Source organism: Desulfovibrio oxyclinae DSM 11498 (assembly GCF_000375485.1).
Taxonomy (GTDB): domain Bacteria; phylum Desulfobacterota; class Desulfovibrionia; order Desulfovibrionales; family Desulfovibrionaceae; genus Pseudodesulfovibrio; species Pseudodesulfovibrio oxyclinae.
Genome location: NZ_AQXE01000003.1, coordinates 55250 through 75095, shown reverse-complemented (window position 1 = coordinate 75095; position 19846 = coordinate 55250). Strand labels below are relative to the sequence as shown.

19 protein-coding genes and 1 tRNA gene are annotated in these 19846 nt (G+C 58.0%); 14 read left to right on the top strand and 6 right to left on the bottom strand.

Annotated elements, in window-relative coordinates:
• From B149_RS17775 to fliW, 6 genes are all read left to right on the top strand, one after another.
• On the top strand, positions 1 to 684 hold the full coding sequence (locus B149_RS17775; protein ID WP_018123960.1) for a rod-binding protein: 684 nt from the start codon (positions 1 to 3) through the stop codon (positions 682 to 684).
• Positions 685 to 746: 62 nt separating this feature from the next.
• Positions 747 to 1229 carry a flagellar protein FlgN gene (locus B149_RS0104425; protein WP_018123959.1) on the top strand — a complete coding sequence of 161 codons (483 nt, stop codon included), beginning with the start codon at positions 747 to 749 and terminating at the stop codon, positions 1227 to 1229.
• The gene (gene flgK, locus B149_RS0104420) at positions 1230 to 3368 is read left to right on the top strand and encodes a flagellar hook-associated protein FlgK (RefSeq protein WP_018123958.1); all 2139 of its coding nucleotides are present in this window, start codon (positions 1230 to 1232) and stop codon (positions 3366 to 3368) included.
• 9 nt (positions 3369 to 3377) lie between these two features.
• Complete coding sequence (locus B149_RS0104415; RefSeq protein WP_018123957.1) at positions 3378 to 5075, top strand: flagellin N-terminal helical domain-containing protein; 1698 nt, start codon at positions 3378 to 3380, stop codon at positions 5073 to 5075.
• A gap of 99 nt (positions 5076 to 5174) precedes the next feature.
• On the top strand, positions 5175 to 5417 hold the full coding sequence (gene csrA / locus B149_RS0104410) for a carbon storage regulator CsrA (RefSeq protein WP_018123956.1): 243 nt from the start codon (positions 5175 to 5177) through the stop codon (positions 5415 to 5417).
• Positions 5390 to 5830 (top strand): flagellar assembly protein FliW, encoded by a 441-nt coding sequence (gene fliW / locus B149_RS0104405; RefSeq protein ID WP_026167449.1) that lies wholly within the window; start codon positions 5390 to 5392, stop codon positions 5828 to 5830. Before csrA ends, fliW begins: the two co-directional genes overlap by 28 nt.
• A 24-nt stretch (positions 5831 to 5854) precedes the next feature.
• Here the strand turns inward: fliW and flgM are convergent, their stop codons facing one another.
• Both flgM and B149_RS0104395 read right to left on the bottom strand, forming a co-directional pair.
• On the bottom strand, positions 5855 to 6169 hold the full coding sequence (gene flgM, locus B149_RS0104400; RefSeq protein ID WP_018123954.1) for a flagellar biosynthesis anti-sigma factor FlgM: 315 nt from the start codon (positions 6167 to 6169) through the stop codon (positions 5855 to 5857).
• 24 nt (positions 6170 to 6193) lie between these two features.
• Positions 6194 to 6607 carry a DVU0524 family FlgM-associated protein gene (locus B149_RS0104395; protein WP_026167448.1) on the bottom strand — a complete coding sequence of 138 codons (414 nt, stop codon included), beginning with the start codon at positions 6605 to 6607 and terminating at the stop codon, positions 6194 to 6196.
• A 173-nt stretch (positions 6608 to 6780) separates the two neighbouring features.
• On the opposite strand from B149_RS0104395, the gene B149_RS0104390 reads away from it, so the two are divergent.
• Genes B149_RS0104390 through gatB form a run of 5 tightly spaced genes read left to right on the top strand, consistent with a single transcriptional unit; the run spans position 6781 to position 12741 of the window.
• The gene (locus tag B149_RS0104390) at positions 6781 to 7584 is read left to right on the top strand and encodes an NAD(+)/NADH kinase (protein ID WP_026167447.1); all 804 of its coding nucleotides are present in this window, start codon (positions 6781 to 6783) and stop codon (positions 7582 to 7584) included.
• A gap of 1 nt (position 7585) precedes the next feature.
• Positions 7586 to 9343: an ARMT1-like domain-containing protein gene (locus tag B149_RS0104385; RefSeq protein ID WP_018123951.1), complete on the top strand. Its 1758-nt coding sequence runs from the start codon at positions 7586 to 7588 to the stop codon at positions 9341 to 9343.
• Positions 9344 to 9365: 22 nt separating this feature from the next.
• Complete coding sequence (locus B149_RS0104380; protein ID WP_018123950.1) at positions 9366 to 10652, top strand: MltA domain-containing protein; 1287 nt, start codon at positions 9366 to 9368, stop codon at positions 10650 to 10652.
• A complete protein-coding gene (locus tag B149_RS0104375; RefSeq protein ID WP_018123949.1) occupies positions 10645 to 11292 on the top strand; it encodes a DUF4254 domain-containing protein in 648 nt (215 codons plus the stop codon). The genes B149_RS0104380 and B149_RS0104375 overlap by 8 nt, the downstream gene beginning before the upstream one ends.
• Positions 11293 to 11304: 12 nt before the next feature.
• The gene (gene gatB, locus B149_RS0104370) at positions 11305 to 12741 is read left to right on the top strand and encodes an Asp-tRNA(Asn)/Glu-tRNA(Gln) amidotransferase subunit GatB (RefSeq protein WP_018123948.1); all 1437 of its coding nucleotides are present in this window, start codon (positions 11305 to 11307) and stop codon (positions 12739 to 12741) included.
• 154 nt (positions 12742 to 12895) lie between these two features.
• On the opposite strand, the gene B149_RS0104365 is transcribed toward gatB, so the two are convergent.
• The 4 genes from B149_RS0104365 to B149_RS0104350 all read right to left on the bottom strand — a co-directional run bounded on the left by B149_RS0104365 (position 12896) and on the right by B149_RS0104350 (position 16013).
• Positions 12896 to 13972, bottom strand: coding sequence for a hypothetical protein (locus B149_RS0104365; protein WP_018123947.1), 1077 nt, complete (start codon positions 13970 to 13972; stop codon positions 12896 to 12898).
• Positions 13969 to 15633 carry a Na/Pi cotransporter family protein gene (locus B149_RS0104360; RefSeq protein ID WP_018123946.1) on the bottom strand — a complete coding sequence of 555 codons (1665 nt, stop codon included), beginning with the start codon at positions 15631 to 15633 and terminating at the stop codon, positions 13969 to 13971. Before B149_RS0104360 ends, B149_RS0104365 begins: the two co-directional genes overlap by 4 nt.
• Positions 15634 to 15708: 75 nt before the next feature.
• On the bottom strand, positions 15709 to 15870 hold the full coding sequence (locus B149_RS18525; protein ID WP_018123945.1) for a hypothetical protein: 162 nt from the start codon (positions 15868 to 15870) through the stop codon (positions 15709 to 15711).
• Positions 15871 to 15937: 67 nt separating this feature from the next.
• Positions 15938 to 16013: transfer RNA gene (locus B149_RS0104350), tRNA-Asn, on the bottom strand.
• Between the two features lie 304 nt (positions 16014 to 16317).
• On the opposite strand from B149_RS0104350, the gene lysS reads away from it, so the two are divergent.
• From lysS to B149_RS0104335, 3 genes are read left to right on the top strand one after another with little or no spacing between them, the layout of a single operon-like run.
• Complete coding sequence (gene lysS, locus B149_RS0104345; protein WP_018123944.1) at positions 16318 to 17904, top strand: lysine--tRNA ligase; 1587 nt, start codon at positions 16318 to 16320, stop codon at positions 17902 to 17904.
• A gap of 16 nt (positions 17905 to 17920) precedes the next feature.
• Positions 17921 to 19150 carry a lipoprotein-releasing ABC transporter permease subunit gene (locus tag B149_RS0104340; RefSeq protein WP_018123943.1) on the top strand — a complete coding sequence of 410 codons (1230 nt, stop codon included), beginning with the start codon at positions 17921 to 17923 and terminating at the stop codon, positions 19148 to 19150.
• Complete coding sequence (locus B149_RS0104335; protein ID WP_018123942.1) at positions 19143 to 19826, top strand: ABC transporter ATP-binding protein; 684 nt, start codon at positions 19143 to 19145, stop codon at positions 19824 to 19826. Before B149_RS0104340 ends, B149_RS0104335 begins: the two co-directional genes overlap by 8 nt.
• Positions 19827 to 19846: the final 20 nt, after the last annotated feature.

Sequence of the window (19846 nt, the reverse complement as noted above, 5' to 3'; positions counted from 1 at the left end):
ATGAACAGCATCGGAAACGACGCCAAGGCCGCAGCGGCCCTCGACAGGCAGGAGCTGACGCGCTTCAAGATGAAGATGGACGGGCTTAAGGAGCGCCTCGGCGACTCCAAGGGCCGCGACGCCCAGCTCAAGGAAGCGTGCAAGGACTTTGAAGCGATCTTTATCAGCAAAATCTGGAAGGAGATGCGCAACTCGGTCCCCAAGGAAGGCTATCTGCACTCCAAGCAGGAAGAGAAGTATCTCTCCATGTTCGACAAGGACTTCTCGGAGAAAATGGCCTCGGACGGTGGCATCGGTCTGGCAGACATGCTCTACGACCAGCTCTCGACCAAGCTCAAGGAAGCCAGCCGCGACTCTCTGACCGGCAAGGCGGACATTCGTCCTCTGAACGAGGAGCGTGAAGGCATCCCCCTGCGCCGTGAACGCAATACCTCCGTGGAAGAGCAGACTGAAGAACTGACGCTGGACGACTGGATCGGCGACGATGCCGAAACGTCCGGTTCGGGGAACTTCCGTGAAGGCGACACTGCGGCCTATGCGACGCAGGCTCCCGAACAGGCGGCAGTGGCCCCGCAGGCTCCCGTTACCGAAATGGACGTGAAAGCACAGGTGGAGCAGCTTGCCCGCCGACTCGAACGTGAAGCACAGGGACAGGTTGGCAGGAAACTTGCTTATCTCAAGTAGCCCGGAATTTTCTGCAGGAATGAAAATTCTTACATTACATATACTTGAGTTTGGAGGTTGCGATGGATATCCGCATAATCGAGGAAAATCTTGTCAGGCAGAACAAGGCCATGCTGTTGCTTTCGGCCCTGCTTCAGGAAGAATTTTCCCGGCTTACCGCCCGCAATTCGCAGGGGGTTTCCCAGATAGAGATATCCGTCCAGGAACTTCTTCGCCAGCTGGCCGCTGAACGTCAGTCCTGCCGCGCGCAGGTGGGAACGCTGGTTCCCGGTGCGCAGCGCATTGCCGAACTTGAAGGGCACCTTGACCCTGAGCAGTACGAAACGCTCAGGGCGCTCGTGGACAAGATGGACGAGGTTGAGCAGGGGTGTGCCGCACAGGCAAACCAGAACTACACCATGGCCGTCGCATTGCATGACCAGAGTCGCAAGCTGTTGGAATTCATGCACGACGAGATCCAGCCCAAGACCAAGAACGCATACACCGCCAGAGGACGGTTCGTTCCCCCTTCCCAGAACGGCAACATTCTTCGCGGGAGGCTCTAGATGTACGGCGCCAACCAGGTTCTGGACATGGGCCGCTGGGCCCTCTTTGCCTCTCAGGTTCAGCTTCAGGTCACCGGCGAGAACATCGCCAACGTGGAGACGGAAGGGTACGCCCGCCGCGAGGTTCGGCTCGAAGAAGGGCCGTCCATCAATTATTCGCCCGGGCAGCTCGGCACCGGCGTCAAGGCCAAGGAAGTATTCAGGCATTTCAACAGCATGGTTGAGCGCCTGTACTACGACCAGTCCGCGGTTTCCGAGCGTTGGGGACAGCTCTATGAACAGCTCAAAGGCGTTGAAGCCCTGTTCAATGAATCCAACGGCACCGGCGTCAGCGATACGCTTTCCAACTACCTGAACTCATGGAACGATCTGAGCCAGCATGCTGATAACTACGGCGCAAGGCAGACGGTGGTCAACAACGGCATGACGCTGGCCAGCACGCTTCGTGAAGTGGATAAGTCGCTCACCACCATGCAGCAGCAGGTGGACACCATGATCGACGAGCAGGTGGCGGACGCCAACAGCCTGATGAATCAGATCGCCCAGCTGAACAAGAACATCAATATTTACGACAACCCCGGCGTTAACAATACCAACTCCATGTATGACGAGCGCAACCGCCTGCTGCGCGAACTCGGGGAGATCATCGACATCAACGTCATCGATTCCGGTGGCGGGAACATGACCGTGACCACTAAGGCCGGTCAGACGCTCGTGGACGGCATCAACGCCTTTTCGCTGGAATTCAATCCTCCGGGATCGGATTACAGGCTTTCGCCCGAGACGACCTTTGAAGGCGAAGTCTTTTTCGAGGGCAATGACAACTATGAGTATACCCTCGAATTCCTGTCCAACGGCGGTGACATTTCCGGCCCGGTGAGCGATGGCGGCGGCGCGGCGCGCTTCCGTGTTTCCCTTGACGGCGGAAACACCTGGCTCAAGGACGAGAACGGTGTCCAGAAGGAATTTTTTGCCCGCGATTATGACTCGCGCGTGACGGTCGAAGGCGTTGATATCTGGTTTGGCGCGGAGAACAATCCCACCGGTGCGGCCACCGGCGAATTCCGCGCCGGTGACCAGATCGTGGTCAGTCCGCAGCGCAGCCTGTACTGGGTGCAGAACACTTCGTCCAAGGTGAACATCACCCCGCAGACCGGCTTCAACGGCGAGATGAACACCGAGCGGACCACGGGCGGCAAGCTCGGCGCGCTGTTCAGCTTCCGTGACCAGCACGTTGGAAAGTATCTCAAGAAGCTCGATGCGCTTTCCGAAAGTCTCATATGGGAAGTGAATCGCCGTCACAGTCAGGGCGCAGGGCTTGAGAAGTTCAAGACCTTCGACGGAACCTACAGCGTCAGCGACATCAACAAGGCGCTCGGCTCCGATTCTTCCGGGCTTGCTTTTGGCTCCCGACTTCAGTCCGGAACCAGCAGAATGTATTTTTACGATTCGTCCACCGGCAACATGGTCTCAAACGCCGCGCTCGACTTCGACTCCGGCACCCCGGGCGTGCAGGGCTTCAACCCCGAGCAGCACTCCCTCTCGGATGTGGTGGACGCCTATAACAACAGTTACGGTAACTACCTGACCGCATCCATTGTCAACGACAAGCTGCATGTGGATATGAAGGAAGGATACGAAGCGGCCTTTGGCGCGGATTCCGCCGGTCTGAACGCAGCGCTCGGCCTTAATACCTTCTTCCAGGGCTCCGAGGCGACGGATATCGAGCTCAACGACAAGATCACGAGCGACCTTGATTTTCTGGCATCCGGGCACGTTAACGGGGCTGGGGAGATGAACCCCGGCGACAACACCACGGCGCTTTCGCTCTACAAGCTCAGGGAAGAGAGCGTTCAGGTCTTCACGCCCATGGAAGGCACGACCCGGCAGACCATTCTGGACTACTACAACGGTCTGGTCGGCAACGTCGGCGCCGATACCAAGACCGCCGAGTTCAACTACAGCTATACCGAAACCCTGAGGCAGGACCTCGACGACAGGCAGCAGTCCGTTGCGGGCGTCAACCTTGACGAAGAGATGTCCAACCTCATCAAGTACCAGCACTCCTACACGGCGGCCGCCAAGCTTATCAGTGCGGCGGACCAGATGCTCCAGACGGTGCTTTCGCTCAAGCCTTAGGAGGAGAACATGAGAATATCGCAGCAGATGCTTTTCTCCCGGTATACCGGGAATATGGGCTCCTCTCTTGAGCAGCTCGTGGACGTGAACATCCGCGCCCAGAACATGAAGAAGGTCGTCCGCCCCTCGGACGATCCCACCGGCATGATCCGTATTCTGGATCACCGGGATACGCTGCGTTCGCTGGATCAGTACAGCGAGAACATTTCCACTGCCAAGGGCTGGCTCACGTCTTCGGACGGGACGCTCCAGCAGGTCAGTACGTTGCTCACGCGCGCCAAGGAGCTTGCGGAGCAGGCGGCCAGCGGTCACATGAGCGCCGACAACCGCGAGCAGGTCAGCTACGAACTTCGCAGCCTGTTCGACCAGTTCCTCGGTCTCGCCAACTCCACCTTCGAAGGACAGAGCCTGTTTGCCGGTCAGAAGACCGAGGGCAAGGCCTTCGAGGAAATCATGTGGATGACCACCAACGACCGCAGCTTCAACGAGACCACCAACTTCACCATCAACGGCAAGTCTGACAGCACCGTTCTGGTACAGTTTTATCAGAACGGCGCATCCGGTGGCACGGCGAGCATGAGCGGTTCGCAGGTGCGCTACAGCATTGACGGCGGTGATACATGGCTCGACGATGGGTCGATCACTGGCGGTGCGGGAAACCCTCAGACGCTCCAGCTTCCGCAGAGCGGTACGTCCGTCGAACTGGACGGCGACCCGACAGTCAACCTCACCGACGAAAACGATTACAACGACTCCGATGGAACGTGGCTGTGGCTTCGTCAGTCGGCCCGTTATCTTGGTGACGACAACGACCGAGTGGCACCCAACGGTAACAGCCGTATCGAAGTGGATACCATTTCCCCCGGTGCAGTGAACGTCGATCCCGTGGCCGCAGGGCGCTTTGACAGGGAAAACGTCATGGTGCGGATCGACAACGATGCAGCGGTGGGGCTTGATGAAGAGATCGAGTATTCCTATTCACTCAACGGCGGTATCACCTGGAATACCGGGAACACCGTTGCGCCGGACACCACCGCGAGCAATGCCGTCCTGAGCATCGAGCCGGTGGGAACCCTGACCCTGAACTCCAACGGTGGCGGCGGTCTCGTCGATCCCGGCACCCAGTTCATGATCAAGCCGCGCACGGCGGACATCGCCCTTGATATTTCCTCCACCGAACAGGTCCGGCTCAACGAGGTTGGCAAGGATGTCTTTGGCGGCATCTATCAGGACCCGGATGTGCAGAACTCCAACGGTGGAAACTACGTCAGGGTCGGTAGCGCGAACTCGTCGCCTTCGCTGACACTGCTCAACTCCAACGGCAGACCGGTCAACATGGCCGGGACGCTGCTGGATTCGGAAAGCAAGGAGACCACCTCGAACCTTTTCGAGACCATGGGCAACCTGATCGCCTTCTGTGAGACGAACAACCAGTCGGGGGTTCAGCAGTCCCTTGCGAACCTTGAGACGACGCATGAGCACATCATGAATTCGCTCGCCAGCGTGGGAGGCCGTGAAAACCGGTTGCAGGTGGCGGAGAGCATTCTCAGCAACCTGAACGTGAACGAGCGGGACCTGCTGAGTAGCATCGAGGACGCGGACGTTGGCGACCTGATGACCGAACTCAAGCAGAAGCAGATGCTTTACGAGAGTGTACTGCGCACGGCGGCGACGGTCATGAACACAAACCTGACCAAGTTCATCTAAGCCTTGGAAGCCGCTGGACAAAGCCCTTTTGCTGGGGTAGTTCGGTAGTTCCGGCGGCGAAACGTCGCCATCACGAACCGAAACGGAATTCATGTACCGATGCTGATACTGACCCGGAAACCGGGAGAAAGCCTCCATCTTGGAGACCACATAAAGCTCAAGGTTCTGAGCGTGCAGGGCAAACAGGTCAAACTTGGCTTGGAGGTCCCTGACGACATGACGGTCTATCGGGAAGAGGTATACCTTAAGATCAAAGAGCAGAACCGCATGGCCCTCGAAACGAGCCATGACGATCTGCTCGCGGCGGCTACGATATGGCACGGGAAAGAAAGAAAGAAATAATGACCCGATTGGGCAAGCGGGTGATAGATCTCGATTCCGTGATCTACTTCCCCCGTGGACTCATCGGCCTTGAGGACAAGCGGGAATACGTCCTGCTGCGGATCGAGGACGACAGTCCGTTCATTCTCCTGCAGAACCTTGAGGATACGTCTCTCGGGCTGCTGGTGGTGGATCCGTATTCCTTCCTGACCGACTACAACGTGAAGTTGGAGACGGCGGAAAAGAAGATTCTTCAGATAGAAAATGCCAGACAGGTTGCGGTGATGGTCACGGTTACCATTCCGCACGACAGGCCGGAAGAAACCACTCTTAATCTCTCGGGGCCGATAATTATCAACTCCGAAGCCAAGAGGGGAATGCAGGTGCCTCAGCTTGAGGCTGGGTATCCCACGCAGTATCGCCTGAACGGCTAACTTTCGAAAGCCGCCCCGGCGGTACTACTTGATCAGGTCAAGGTCGTCGCGAATGAGATTCTCGGCGGCCTTTTTGATGTCGGGCTTGTAGGTGCCGTTGCGGACGCGCTCCTTTAGGTCGTCTATCTTCTTCTGGCGCGTGTCGGGGGAGTTCAGCGCTTCCTTGTACGCCGCCCCTCTCAGCTTCGCTTCCGAAGACAGCTGAATGCGGTCCGAGCCGCTTGCCGCTTCCTTGGAAGCGCGTGCGGCATTGTTCGTCCCCTCGGCCCGTGCGTCCGATCCATTCACCTTGTTCTTGTTGTAGGGATTCATTTCTCCCACAAGGTTCTTGATCTGCATGGCCTTTACCTCCCGGGATTGCCGCTAGAGCATGGTCCTGTCGACCCGCTGCAGCGTCAATTCCCAAAGCCGCCTCATGACCGAGAGTCTCTCGTTGCCGGTCACTTCCTGCGGCCCGTTTTGCGTTTCCTTCAAAATTCGAACGTCAGCCCCGTCGAGCGGGTATTCAAAGAGGTACCTTGTTCCGGTCCCGCGTTCAAGCTCGTTGACGATATCTGTTACGACCGGGTTGTCCGTGTTGCTGACGATCAGGTTCTCGATTATCTCCCGTGCAATCTTTTCGACCAGTTCCCTGCGCCGTGCCTGGCGGGAAATCTCCACCTCGTCCTCGGCGCCGGATGCCTGAAGTGCCCGCCGAAAACGCGCGAGCCGCTTCGCACTGGTAAGCTGCCTTCCGTATGTGCGCAGCATCCGTTGAACTTTTGCCGGACTGGTCACTTATAACTCCTCCTGTACAATGATTGTATCGGAGCGCGGAAAAAAAACTTTAGGGTTGGGTTGCAGAAAATGTTGCCGCGACCGCTGCTTAAAACGCTCTCAAATCAAGCCAAAGGTTGAATGTTGACCGTAATTTGTCTACCACATGGGACATGACGGCACTGTCCAAAACAATGTGTATTCTCAAGCGCGGGGACACCCGCGCCGATCGGTTGCGGAAAGAGATCTCAAGCCACCTCGCAAAACGTGGCTGCACGGTCGATTCCGCCAGTTCCGACATGCCCGTGGACCTCTCCGGGTATGATCTCGTGCTCTCCCTTGGCGGCGACGGAACATTCATCTCCGCAGCCCGAAAGGCCGTGGAGCACGGTGTGCCGGTGCTCGGCATCAACCTCGGCAAGGTCGGCTTCCTTGTGGGTGTCGATCCCGACTGCTGGATGGAAGTGCTCGACACTCTCATCAGTGATGAATTGCCCACGCTGAGAACGCTTGCCCTGCAATATGAGATAATTCGCAATGGCGAGTCTGTCCACAAGGGACTGGCCTCAAATGATCTCGTGGTGAGCCGCGGCGAACTGGCTCGGCTGGTGCGCCTGAAGGTTTCCTTTGAGGGCGGACGCACCGGGCTGCGCGCGGACGGACTCATCGTTACCACGCCCAACGGGTCGTCTGCCTATGGTGTTTCCGCAGGCGGTCCTCTGATTCATCCCGGCGTCCCGGCCTATGGCATTATCCCTATCTGCCCGTTTCTCGGATCATTCCGCCCCACGGTCCTGCCGAAAGAGACCGTCACCGAAATAGTGGTGGAGGACTCCAACGGTCCGGTCAACGTCACCGAGGACGGTCAGCGGCTTTTTCATCTTGCCGATGGAGACGTTCTGCGTGTTTCGCGTTCCGACAAAGATCTGATAATGGTGGACGTTGGCGGTTGCTATCTCGAACGACTCTCACGCAAAGGCTTCATGACGGAGGGCTGACATGCGCCTGAATTCTTTCGATTCGGTTCTCGACATCACCTACGGCATGGACGCCATGCTCGACGGGTTGCTGTTGCATTTCATGACCGAGAACAACCTTGAATACACCATCGACCCTGCCAAGAACGCCACACGCGAGCAGATACGTTTCATGGTTGCGCTGGGCGATCACGAGCTTTATGCGCCGTGTTCCGACTGGATGTTTCTCCAGTTGCTCAAACCGGGCCTGCCGCCCGAATTGAAGCATGAATACCTCCAGCAGTGGCGAGGGTTCATCCGGCTTGCACGTACGTACTGTCCGGATCGTTACATCAGGAAGCGCCTCATCGCGCTGGCCCGCCACAAGTTTCGCATGGCCTTGGCTTCGCCCATCATGATTCCCTCGCGGCTGATGAAGCGGTTCAACACCATATTCATGAGCCAGAGCGGTGTGGACGATCCCTATGCCGACCTGCGGCGCGAACTCAACGCCAAAGCTTCGGACATTGTGGAAGGCGAGTCCTTCGACAAGCTCATCAACGTTTGTGCGGAGATGGAACCGGGGTGCCGGCGCATCGACGAGATTCGCTATCGCATCGACATGCTTGAAATAGAGCGGCTCATGCGGCTTTCCTCGTCCACGGACTTCTGGAAGCCCGAGGAGTTCACCTCTCAGACCCTTGAGGAGTGCGACCTTGAGCAGGAGAATGGCGTCGAGGAAGGGTTCCGCAAGGTTGCCTCGGTGGTGGCATCGCGCAGCGCCGATCCGCTTCGCATCCTGTTCATGCCCAAGCGCAGCGGCGGCCTGATTCTGGACATCCAGCTTATCCGCGCCCTGCTCAGACTGGGGCACAAAGTGGTGCTGGCGCTCAAGGAAGGCTTTTTCTTCGACAGTCCCACCTATTGGGATGCCGAAAGCGATCCGGTGCTCGCCAAACACCTCTCGGACGCCTTCTTCGTGAGCAACGACAAGCTCACCAAGAACGAACTGCTGGATCTCATGCGCAGGCACAACTTCATCGTCATTTCGGACGGCAACCGCGAGCGCTTCAATCCGTATCGCTGCAACGTTTCCTTTGCGCGGGCATGGAAGGAATGTGACCTGATCATCGCCAAGGGTGAAGGCAAGTACCGCCGCATGATTCAGACCAGCCATGAATTTACCCGCGACATCGTTTCCTACTTCCGGGACGACAAAGGCAAGTTTCATCTGTATTTCAAGCCCAAGGCCGAGGTCGCGCACAAATTCAGCGAAGCCTACATCACCGGCAAGGCCAACGAGATCATTGCGGAAATGCGTCAGGCCAAGACCGAAGGGCGCACGGTCATGTTCTATTCCGGCGTTATCGGCAGCGTGCCCGGGCAGGTGGCCACGGCCATCAAGGTCATGACCACCTTCGTGGAGTACCTGCGCGAGCAGCTGGACAAGGTCTACATCATCAACCCGGCCGAGCACTTCGAGGAAGGCATGGACGCGGATGACCTGATGTACATGTGGGAGCGCGTCCAGCGTAGCGGCTATATCGACGTCTGGCGTTTCCAGACCCATTCGGATATAGAGAAGAGCTTCGAGCTGATGGGCGAAAAGGTTCCTCCCGTATGGACCGGCAAGGACAGTACGTACTCGACCGGCTGTACCAAGGAAATGCATATCGCACTCGATATGCAGAAGCTCCACCGCGAATTGCAGATAATCGGCCCCAGCCCGGAAAAGTTCTTCCGGCGCAGGGAATACGGCGTGGGCAAGTTCTGCGACGTTGCCATAGACACCTGTGAATGATCGGAAAATGAACACGGCGAAAATGTCCGCGATTTCATCCGGCGGAAGATTGTGGCTGCTCAGGGCGGCCCTCTTCGTGCTGATTCTGGGGCTCGGCGGCTGTTCTGTCGTCCGGGAGCCGTTGCCGCTGCCCGACGAGCAGAACTATCCGAGGCGCTCCACCGGGTTTCCGCCGCCAAAGTGCGAAGTGGAAAGCCCGGCCAGTCAGGATTTCGTGCCGCTGGACGGCAGGGAGCCCATCCTCAAAAGTGCGCAGCTGGATCTTCGCAGTCAGGGGCTCGACTCATGGGCGCGGTTGGAGAATCCCCTTCGCATGAGTCTCGAATACGTGCGCAACATGCCGCAGGGCGATGTGGCGCTTCGCAAACACGGTATGAGCCTGACGTGGGGCCAAGTGCGGCACAGCATCGAGGAGCTTCTCGCCATCCTGCCGCGTCTGGACAGAGAGCCCGAGCTGCTTGGCGAGCGTTTCGTATGGTACGGCGTGCGCCCCGATCCCACCATGACCGGATACTTCACGCCGGAGATCGAGGCCAGTCTCAAGCGGTACGGACCTTACCAGTATCCCATCTACGGCGTACCTGAGGATTTGCACTGGGGACTGAACAAGGACGGGCGGCCTGTATACTACCGCTTGAAGAACGACAGGGCGGTGCGCTACTATACCCGTCGGGACATCGATGTGGAGGGCGCGTTATCCGGCCGCGGCCTTGAGATCGCCTGGGCCAAGGACCCCGTGGATATCTTCTATCTGCAGGTGGAAGGGTGCGGAAGGCTTCGTCTGCCCGACGGATCGGTAAGGAACGTGCTTTACGGCGCCAAGAACGGGCTGCGGTTCAAGAGCCTTGGCCGCATCCTGTATGACCACGGCCGTCTGCCGCGCCACAAGCTGTCCAAGGGGCACGTAAAGGCCTTTTTCCGGAAGCATCCCAAGAATATGTACCGGTTCATGGCCAAGAACCCTAGCTATGTATTTTTCCGGCTTGCCGACGCTCCGCCCGAAGGAGCCATGGGCAAGCCGTTGACGCCGATGGTTTCGCTCGCTACAGACCGGAACCTGCTGCCGCTTGGCAGCGTGCTGGCCTTCGAGACCGAGATTCCGGACCTCAAGCCCGGAAAGCTTCGCCCGGAAGGTCGCCGCAAGGTCTACGGCATCGGCCTTGCGCAGGACACGGGGAGCGCCATTCGCGGCTCGCGTGTCGATTATTACATCGGAGAAGGGAACCGCGTCGAAGCCGTTGCAAACCGGATCAAGACGCGGGCCAACATTTATCTTCTTGTGAGTAAGGAAGCATTGAACAATGGCTGAAGTGACTTTCGATCAGATAAAGAATTGCATTCAGGACTGCATCGACCATCAGATGCGTTCCGTTACCGACTGGCACTTCGGCGAGCCGGTCTATGACGACCCCAAGGCCGCCCCGGAACTGTTGGGCCTTGAAGGACTTCGCGAACTCGCGGCGCGCCAGCACTGGGCGAATTTCCAGCTCTGGCACGTGGAGGACCGCGCCCGCCGCAAGGACGTGGACGCCAAGGTCATCGCCGATTGCAAGTACGCCATCGATAAACTGAATCAGCTCCGCAACGACCTCATCGAGCGGGTGGACAGCTGTCTCGTGCAGATGATCATGCCCATCTTGCCCGAAGGTGGCGATGAACGGTACAATACCGAAACCCTCGGCATGGCGCTCGATCGTCTCTCCATCCTCGCGCTCAAGCACTTCCACATGGAAGAGCAGACGCAGCGGAAGGATGTGGATTCGGACCACGTGGACAGCTGTACCGGCAAGTGTGCGGTGATTCGGTTGCAGCACAAGGACCTGAGCCGTTCCATGATGGAGCTGGTTGACGATTACGCCAACGGCCGCAAGCGCCCCAAGGTCTATTTCCAGTTCAAGATGTACAACGACCCGAGCCTGAATCCAGAACTCTACGAAAACAAAGGGTAGGGGAGCGGCCAAATGCCCGCATACGAATCCGTTATCGGCCTCGAAGTCCACGCGCAGCTCAACACCGAATCCAAGCTGTTCTGCGCCTGTTCCACCAAGTTCGGCAACGAACCTAACGACAACGTCTGCCCGGTCTGTTCCGGCATGCCCGGCGTGCTGCCCGTACTCAACGCCAAGGCCGTCGAATACGCCGCCAAGCTTGGTCTTGCCACCGGCTGCACCGTACAAAACAAGTCCGTGTTCGAACGCAAGAACTACTTTTATCCCGACCTGCCCAAGGGCTACCAGATTTCCCAGCTCCAGCAGTCCATCTGCACGGCGGGAAACCTGAGCATCGAGGTGGACGGCAAGAAGCGCAACGTGCGCATCAACCGCATCCAGATCGAGGAAGACGCGGGCAAGAACATTCACTCGGCGGCCGAAAACGCCAGCTTTGTGGACCTGAACCGCACCTCGGTTCCGCTGCTCGAAATCGTCTCCGAGCCGGACCTGCGTACCGCCGAGGAGGCCGTGGCCTACCTCAAGGCCCTGCGCTCCATCCTGCTGTATCTGGGCATTTCGGACGGCAACATGGAAGAGGGCAGCTTCCGTTGCGACGCCAACGTATCCATCCGTGAGAAGGGCTCCGAGGAATATGGAACCCGCTGCGAGCTCAAGAACCTGAACTCTTTCCGCTTCGTGCAGAAAGCTATCGAGTACGAGATTGACCGTCAGATCGACCTCATCGAGGACGGCGAGGAAGTGGACCAGGAAACGCGCCTCTACAACCCCGAAAAGAACGCCACGTTCACCATGCGCGGCAAGGAAGAGGCGCACGACTATCGCTACTTCCCGGACCCGGATCTCGTGCCGGTTCTCATCGAGGACGAGACCATAGCCGCATGGCAGTCCGAGCTTCCCGAGCTCCCTTCCGAGAAGCTGGAGCGCTTCCTTGAGGACTTCAAGCTGCCTGCGGACGAGGCCGAACTTCTCAGCGGTGAGCTTGCGGTTGCCGAGTTCTTCGAGGCATCGGTGGAAGCATACAAGGGCGACACGCCACGCAAGGTCGCCAACTGGATCATTGGCGATCTGCTTCCGCATCTCAACGACAACGGCATGTCCTTGAGCGACTGCAAGCTGACGCCGGAATCGCTGGCCGGGCTGGTGGAACTGCTCGACAAGGGGGACATCTCCCAGAAGATAGGCCGCAAGATTTTCCCTGAACTCTGCGAGACCGGGGCCGACCCCGAAAAGCTCGTGAAGGACAAGGGCCTGGTTCAGGTCTCGGACACCGGCGCGCTGGAAGGCGTGGTGGACGAGGTCATTCAGGAGAACCCGGATGAAGCTGAAGCGTATCGCGGCGGCAAGAAAAAGCTCATGAGCTTCTTCATGGGGCAGATCATGCGCAAGACCAAGGGACAGGCCAACCCCGGAGTGGTCACCGAACTGCTGCAGAAAAAACTCGGCTGATCGGTTCCTGTCAAATCAAGAAAAAGCCCCTTCCGCTGATGCCGGGAGGGGCTTTTAATTATGAGTACAAGCTGAAGCGTGGGCGCCCAAGTGCTTCGGACAAGCCAACCCGCGAGCATACGGCCCGCCTCCCAGGAGGCGGGCCGTATGCGATCTATTCTTCCAGAATCCGTGTAGCCCTGTCCTTGAAGCTCCCGGAGAGCCGCTCAAGACAGTCGGCGGCGGTGTTCATGAATTCCTGTGTATTGTCGCTCTCCAGCGTGCGTCTGTAGCTCCACATGGCTATGTAGAAAAGCTCTTCGGAGTCACACTCAGGACATTCGTCGCGCAGTTCTTTCAAGACGATTTTACGGATGCGCTGCCGTTCCTTGATGGCTCCCTTGAGGCGGCTGCCTGCTGCGGAGACCTCGCCGGAATCGGTGTCGTAATCCGCCATGGCGGTACGGAATGCGGCGTTGGCCCGTTCTGCTGCCCGGGCGGCCCGGATGTAGCGTTCCACGGTCTGGGCCACCGAAGGTTCGGCGGCGGCGCGCACGGCTCGTCCGGTCATGTCGAAGGCATCGGCGTAGACCAGAAACAGGTCGGATACTTCGGCCTCGGACAGCATGTACTCTGTGCCGTCGGCGTCTTCGAGGGATGCGTTGCGTGCTGTTTCTTCTACCTTGTCCACGAAAACCGGCTGGTAGTCATTGAAAATGCTCTTGGCAACGCCGGGTGCCAGCAGGTAACTCAACACGGCATCTCGGGCCATGTTGATGTTGGCGGTGTCGGTGTCGAAGCCCTTGAGCGAACGGCCGAAGCGCATGTTGAGCTTGCGGAAGCCAAGGGTCGTCTCCGGGTTGCCGGAGTCGCTCATTCGGGCGGGAACAAAGCCCTCCACGAGGGTTTCCGCCATGACGTCGAGGAAGAGTACGGTCACCATGTCGTCTTCCTGAACCACTCGGGGTGGCGTCATTTCATCCACGGCGGCGGTGTCCTCGGTTGCAGCCTCGGTGGTAGCATCCTCCGTCGCATTTTCGCTGACGGTCTTTACGGTGGCATTGGCGCTGCCGTAATCGGGCAGAGGCTGTTTCTGGCCTTCGGCGGTCCAAGCCGGGGCCTCGGGCGGTTCACCCACGTTGCCGCGGGTTTCATCTTTGCCCTGATCCCCGGGACGAAGAAGAAAAACGGCGGCGGCCACGAGGATGATGGCTCCGCAGGCGAGCGCTATTGGGGTGATGCGTCCTTTCATGCCTTAGACTCCTTGAGGTCCGGGTTGGCTTTCCAGGTAAAATCGTTCTCCGCCGTTGCCGATCGGCATATGTCGCCCGTATCGCGCATTTCGGACCAATAGATGGTCCCTTTGGCGGCCTGCTCGGTCATGCGCCGGGAGCGTGAATAGAACTCCAGCAGGTTTACCATGTCGTCCAGTTCGATGTCCCCGGCCGCACCGGCACTGAGCAGTGACTGCTTCAGTTCGTGGTAGACCGTCACAAGCTGGTCCAGCATCATCTGAATGTGGTCGAACTCGGGCGCACACGGCGTATGGGCCGTGTTCAGCACATCCTTTACCATCTCGCGATACTTTGCATCCCGCTCGGCCACCGATGAAGGCAGCGAGTGGTTCAGAGTCGGATGCTCTTTTGCGTTCATCTCGATGACTTCGAGGACGACCGTGTAATACTGCAACACTCGGAGTGCTTTAGGCAAGTTTTCAGAAATCTGTTCCGGAAGTGCCATGCCCTGAAGGTCAGAGCAGAACCGCCTGCAGGCGCTGATCAGGCTCTCCAGAGATGCCTTATCGCGCTGCATGTCGCTGTGGCGGAAGTTGGATGTCATGGCTTTCTGGGCCATAAGCCGGATGTTTTCCCCGAGTCTCCCCACTTCCATGAAGAGGGCATCCACGGCTAGCGACGGTGCCCGCAGCACGTTGCGGTCAAGGTAACGCGGTTTGGCCATTTCAGGCATCCGCGTGCCGATCCAGCGGTCGAGGTGCGTTACGAGTCTGTCCGTCAGCGGAAGGAACAGAAGTGCACCGAGAATATTGAAAATGGTGTGGAACAGGGCAAGGGTGACGGCCGGGTCGCTGCCGCCGCCCGCAGACTCTGCCACTTTCAGCAGCGGAACGAGCAGAAGAAGGGCTATAAGGCCCGTCATGGCGTTGAAGAGGATGTGCCCAGCGGCGACTTTCTTGGCGTTGTTGGTGGCGCCGATGACGGAAAGAGCGGCCGTGGAGGTAGTGCCGATGTTGGTGCCGATAACCGCCGCGGCGGCGTCCGCCAAGGGGACGATGCCGGACAGGGTGGCGGTGAGGACAACGGCCATGGCCGCACTGGAGCTTTGCATGAGAAGCGTCAGTATGAACCCTATACCCAGAAAGACGGGCAGGGCGAACGGACCGCTGTCGAACGAGGAAAAATCGATGTTGGGGGCCAGTACGGTAAATCCTTCCTGCAGGACCTGAATGCCGAGGAAGAAGAGGCCAAAGCCAGCGCAGGCGCGACCGATGGAAGCCCGTCTGGAGTTGCTGCCGGAGAGCATCATCAATGCGCCGAGTCCGATCAGGGGCAGAGCAAGCGCTTTGACCTTAACATTGACTCCCACCGCGGCCACGATCCAGCCGGTCATGGTGGTGCCGATATTGCTGCCGTAGATGACGCCCATGGATTGGCGCATGGAGATGAGGCCAGCGTTGACGAAGCCTATGACGGCAACGGTAACCGCGCTGGAGGATTGGACTATGGCGGTGATGAGCACGCCCGACCCCAAACCCCTCAGGGGAGTTCTGGTCCATTGTCCAAGGATGTTTCTGAGGGCGGTCCCGGCCGCGTTTCGGAGCCCCTTCGTCATCATGGACATGCCGATGAGGAAGAGTCCGAGGCCGCCCAGAAGGCCGGAAAGAATTTCGATCATGATGCTGCGTGATCCTCCTGATGGGATACCCTATCCAAATCACGCGATAAATCAAGATCGGCAAAGTGCGCGGGCCTAGTGGCGGCGCTTGATTTCCTCGTCCTTCATGGAGTCGAAGTTAATGTCTATGCGCGAAGTGGAGTTGTTGGACCTGCCGCGGCCTGCAATGACGACTGCGACAATGACCGCGAAAGCCGCGGCGCCGATGATCAGATGAGTAATGGATATGGCTGGCATGGCAATGAATTTGTTGGAGGATAAGAAAAAGGCTCCGACCCTTGTGGATCGGAGCCCTGATTCTCTCTGGCTCCCCAGCACGGACTTGAACCGCGAACGCAGTGGTTAACAGCCACTTGCTCTGCCGATTGAGCTACTGGGGAACAATCGGTGCGCCGTCAGCGCGAGAAAGGGATTTATGAGAATCCGGCGTGCACGTCAAGACTTTTTTTCAAAAAACTTTCTTCTGGAACTTTTTTCGAATTCCGAGCATGTCTATAAAACCTTGCAGGGGGAAAATATCTAATGTATTAGGGCCAGCCCTCGACGATTTTCCGGGAAAGCCCGGCGTCCGTACGGCCAGACTGGGCCGAAGGGGTGCATTTTCTTGACTGTTAAGGGAATATGGCTTAGGGATTCAACGTCTCTTGTTTTTTTCTAGACTTTTGGACCGCAAGGAACGCAGTTTTGTCAAACGCCACGAATAAAAAGAAAAAGCCCATCAAGCTGGCCACCAAGTCCGAACACGTCCAGCGCTTCATGCCCATGCTCGAAGCTCTCGACGCCAAGGACGAACTCAACTCCGTCGTCAAGAACCGGGTTGAGAAGGCCTGCGCGCTGCTCGACGAAGGGGTGGACGTCTATCCCAACGACTTCCGCCGCGACACCGGAATCGCCTCTCTTTTGGAGAAATACGGCGAGACCTCCGGCGAGGAGCTTGAGAAACTTGATGAGGAGTTCTCCATCGCGGGACGCGTCGTGGCATGGCGTTCCTTCGGTAAAGCGACATTTTTTCAGGTTCAGGACGGGATGGGTCGTATTCAGGCCTTTGGTTCCCGTGAAGTGCTGGGCGTCGAACCCTATAAGCTGTTCAAGAAAACTGACGTGGGAGACATCGTCGGCGTAAAGGGCAAGCTCTTTCGCACCAAGACCGACGAGCTGACCATTCAGGTGGACTCCTTCGAGCTGCTGACCAAGTCTCTGCGTCCGCTTCCGGAGAAGTATCACGGTCTTAAGGATGTGGAGCTGCGCTATCGCCGCCGCTACGTCGATCTCATCGTCACTCCGCGCACCAAGGAAATATTCAGGGCCCGCACGGCCATCGTGCGCGAGATGCGCAACTTCCTCGACGACCGAGGTTTCATGGAAGTGGAGACACCCATGATGCAGCCGATTCCCGGCGGCGCCACGGCAAAGCCGTTCGAGACGCATCACAACGCGCTGGACATGAAGCTCTACATGCGCATTGCGCCCGAGCTTTATCTCAAGCGTCTGCTGGTGGGCGGTTTCGAGCGCGTTTACGAGGTCAACCGAAATTTCCGCAACGAAGGCATTTCCACCCAGCACAATCCCGAGTTTACCATGCTTGAGTTCTACTGGGCCTACGCCAATGTGTACGACCTCATGGATCTTACCGAGGAAATGATCTCCCGCATAGCCGAACGGGTCTGCGGCAACACGGCCATTACCTATCAGGGGCAGGAGGTTGACCTCACTCCGGGCAAGTGGATTCGCATGACGTTCCACGAGTCGCTGGAAAAGGTCGGCGGTGTGGCTCCGGAAATCTACACGGATTACGAGAAGTGCAAGGAGCTGGTCAAAAAGGGTGGCGAAAAGGTCGTTGAAGGCGAAAAGCTGGGCAAATTGCAGGCCAAGCTGTTCGACCTGCGTGTCGAGCCCAAGCTGGTTCAGCCTCACTTCATCTATCATTACCCCACGGATATTTCCCCACTCTCCAGGCGAAATGACGAAAACCCGGAGATCACGGACCGCTTCGAGCTGTTCATGGTGGGCCGGGAAATGGCGAACGCCTTCTCCGAGCTTAATGACCCGGTCGATCAGCGCTGTCGATTCGAGGAACAGGTCAAGGAGAAGGACGCCGGCGACGAGGAAGCGCATCACATGGACGAGGACTATGTACGGGCTCTGGAGTACGGCATGCCACCGGCGGCCGGACAGGGTGTCGGCATCGACCGGCTGGTGATGCTGCTGACGGACAGCGCTTCCATCCGTGAAGTCATCCTTTTCCCATTGCTCAAGCCCGAGCACGCATAGCAGGAATCCTGACTGCATGAGATTTGAAACCTTCATCGCCCTGCGATACCTCTCCGCGCTCAGGAGACAGTCGTTCATTACGCTGATCTCCCTGTTCGCGGTTTTCGGTGTGGCACTCGGCGTTGGGTCGCTCATTGTCGTCATTGGCGTGATGAACGGTTTTTCCTCGGACCTTCAGGATAAGATCCTCGGCGTGAACGCCCATATCCTTGTTTCTTCCGCGCGCGGCGGTATTCAGGATTACCAGACTCTTGCGGACCGTGCCTCCGCAGTGGAGGGAGTTACCGGCGTCAGTCCCTTCGTTTATTCCGAAGTGATGCTGTCCAACCGCAACGGCGTCAAAGGTGTCGTGCTTCGCGGTATTGATCCCGAATCTTCCGACGGGGTGATCAGCCTTGATACGGACCTTGTCGCGGGGTCCATGGACAATCTTGAAATGGAGAACGAACTGCCGGGAATCATCGTGGGCTATCAGATGGCCCGCAGACTCGGCCTCGACGTGGGGGGAGCGGTGAACATGCTCTCGCCTTCCGGACGTTCCGGTGCCGCGGGTTTTCAGCCGAAGGTCAAGCGGTTCCGTGTGGCCGGAATTTTCAAGACCGGCATGTTTGAATACGATTCATCCCTCGGTTACATGACCATCGACGCCGCCCGCGATCTGCTCGGTTACAAGAGCGATATCGTTTCCGGCCTTGAGATCAGCGTTGACAACGTGGACAAGGCTCCCCAGATTGCTGAAAAAATCGAACAGTCCATTGGCTCGTTCGGTTTGCTCGTTCGCAACTGGCAGGAGATGAACGCCAATCTTTTCGCTGCATTGAAACTGGAAAAAACCGCTATGTTCATCATTCTCGTGATGATCGTGCTTGTCGGTTCGTTCAGCATCGTCAATACGCTGGTCATGCTGGTCATGCAAAAGACCCGGGATATCGCAGTGCTCATGTCCATGGGGGCGGAGTCTGCCGGTATCCGCAGGATTTTCATGATGCAAGGGACGCTCATCGGTTTCATCGGGACAGCGCTTGGCTTCGGCCTCGGGGTTCCGGTCAGCCTGCTGCTCAAAAAGTATCAGTTCATCAAGCTGCCCAGCAACGTGTATCCCGTTGACTATCTTCCGGTTCGGCTGGAGGCGCTGGACCTTACCATCATCGGTGTTTCCGCCATGCTCCTTTGCTTCCTGTCCACCATTTATCCGGCACGACGTGCCGCGTCCCTGAATCCGAGCGAGGCACTGCGCTATGAGTAGCGGTCCTGTCTATCGTCTTGAAGGCGTGAGCAAGGAGTTCGAAGGGCCCGCGGGAACCGTGCATGTCCTGAAGAACATCGACCTGACCGTCGAGACAGGGGAGTGTGTGGCCGTGGTGGGAGCTTCGGGGTCCGGAAAGACTTCACTGCTGCACATCATGGGCACGCTTGACGATGCCTCCGGCGGGGTTGTCCGGTTTAACGGAGAGGATATCACGGGGATGGACAACCGTCGCCGAGCTCGTTTCAGAAATATCGAAATAGGTTTCATTTTTCAGTTTCATCACTTGCTGCCCGAGTTTTCCACGCTGGAAAACGTGGCAATGCCCGGCATCATCGCCGGGGAGCCGCGGGCGAAATGCCTTGAGCTTGCGGATGCCGCCCTGAACGACGTCGGGCTGGAGCATCGCAAGGGGCACAAGGTGACGACTCTTTCCGGGGGTGAGCGGCAAAGGGCCGCCATTGCCCGTGCCATATTGATGCGCCCCAAGGTCGTGCTCGCGGATGAGCCCACCGGAAGTCTGGACGAAGAGTCCGGTACGATGGTAGGGGAGTTGTTGGTCTCGCTGGCCAGGGACCATGGCACCACGCTCGTCGTGGTGACCCACAACCGCGATCTGGCCGGACTGATGCAAAAGCGTCATGAACTGCGTTCCGGAGAACTCTATGCCTGCTAAGTCTGCGCGTTCTTATTTTT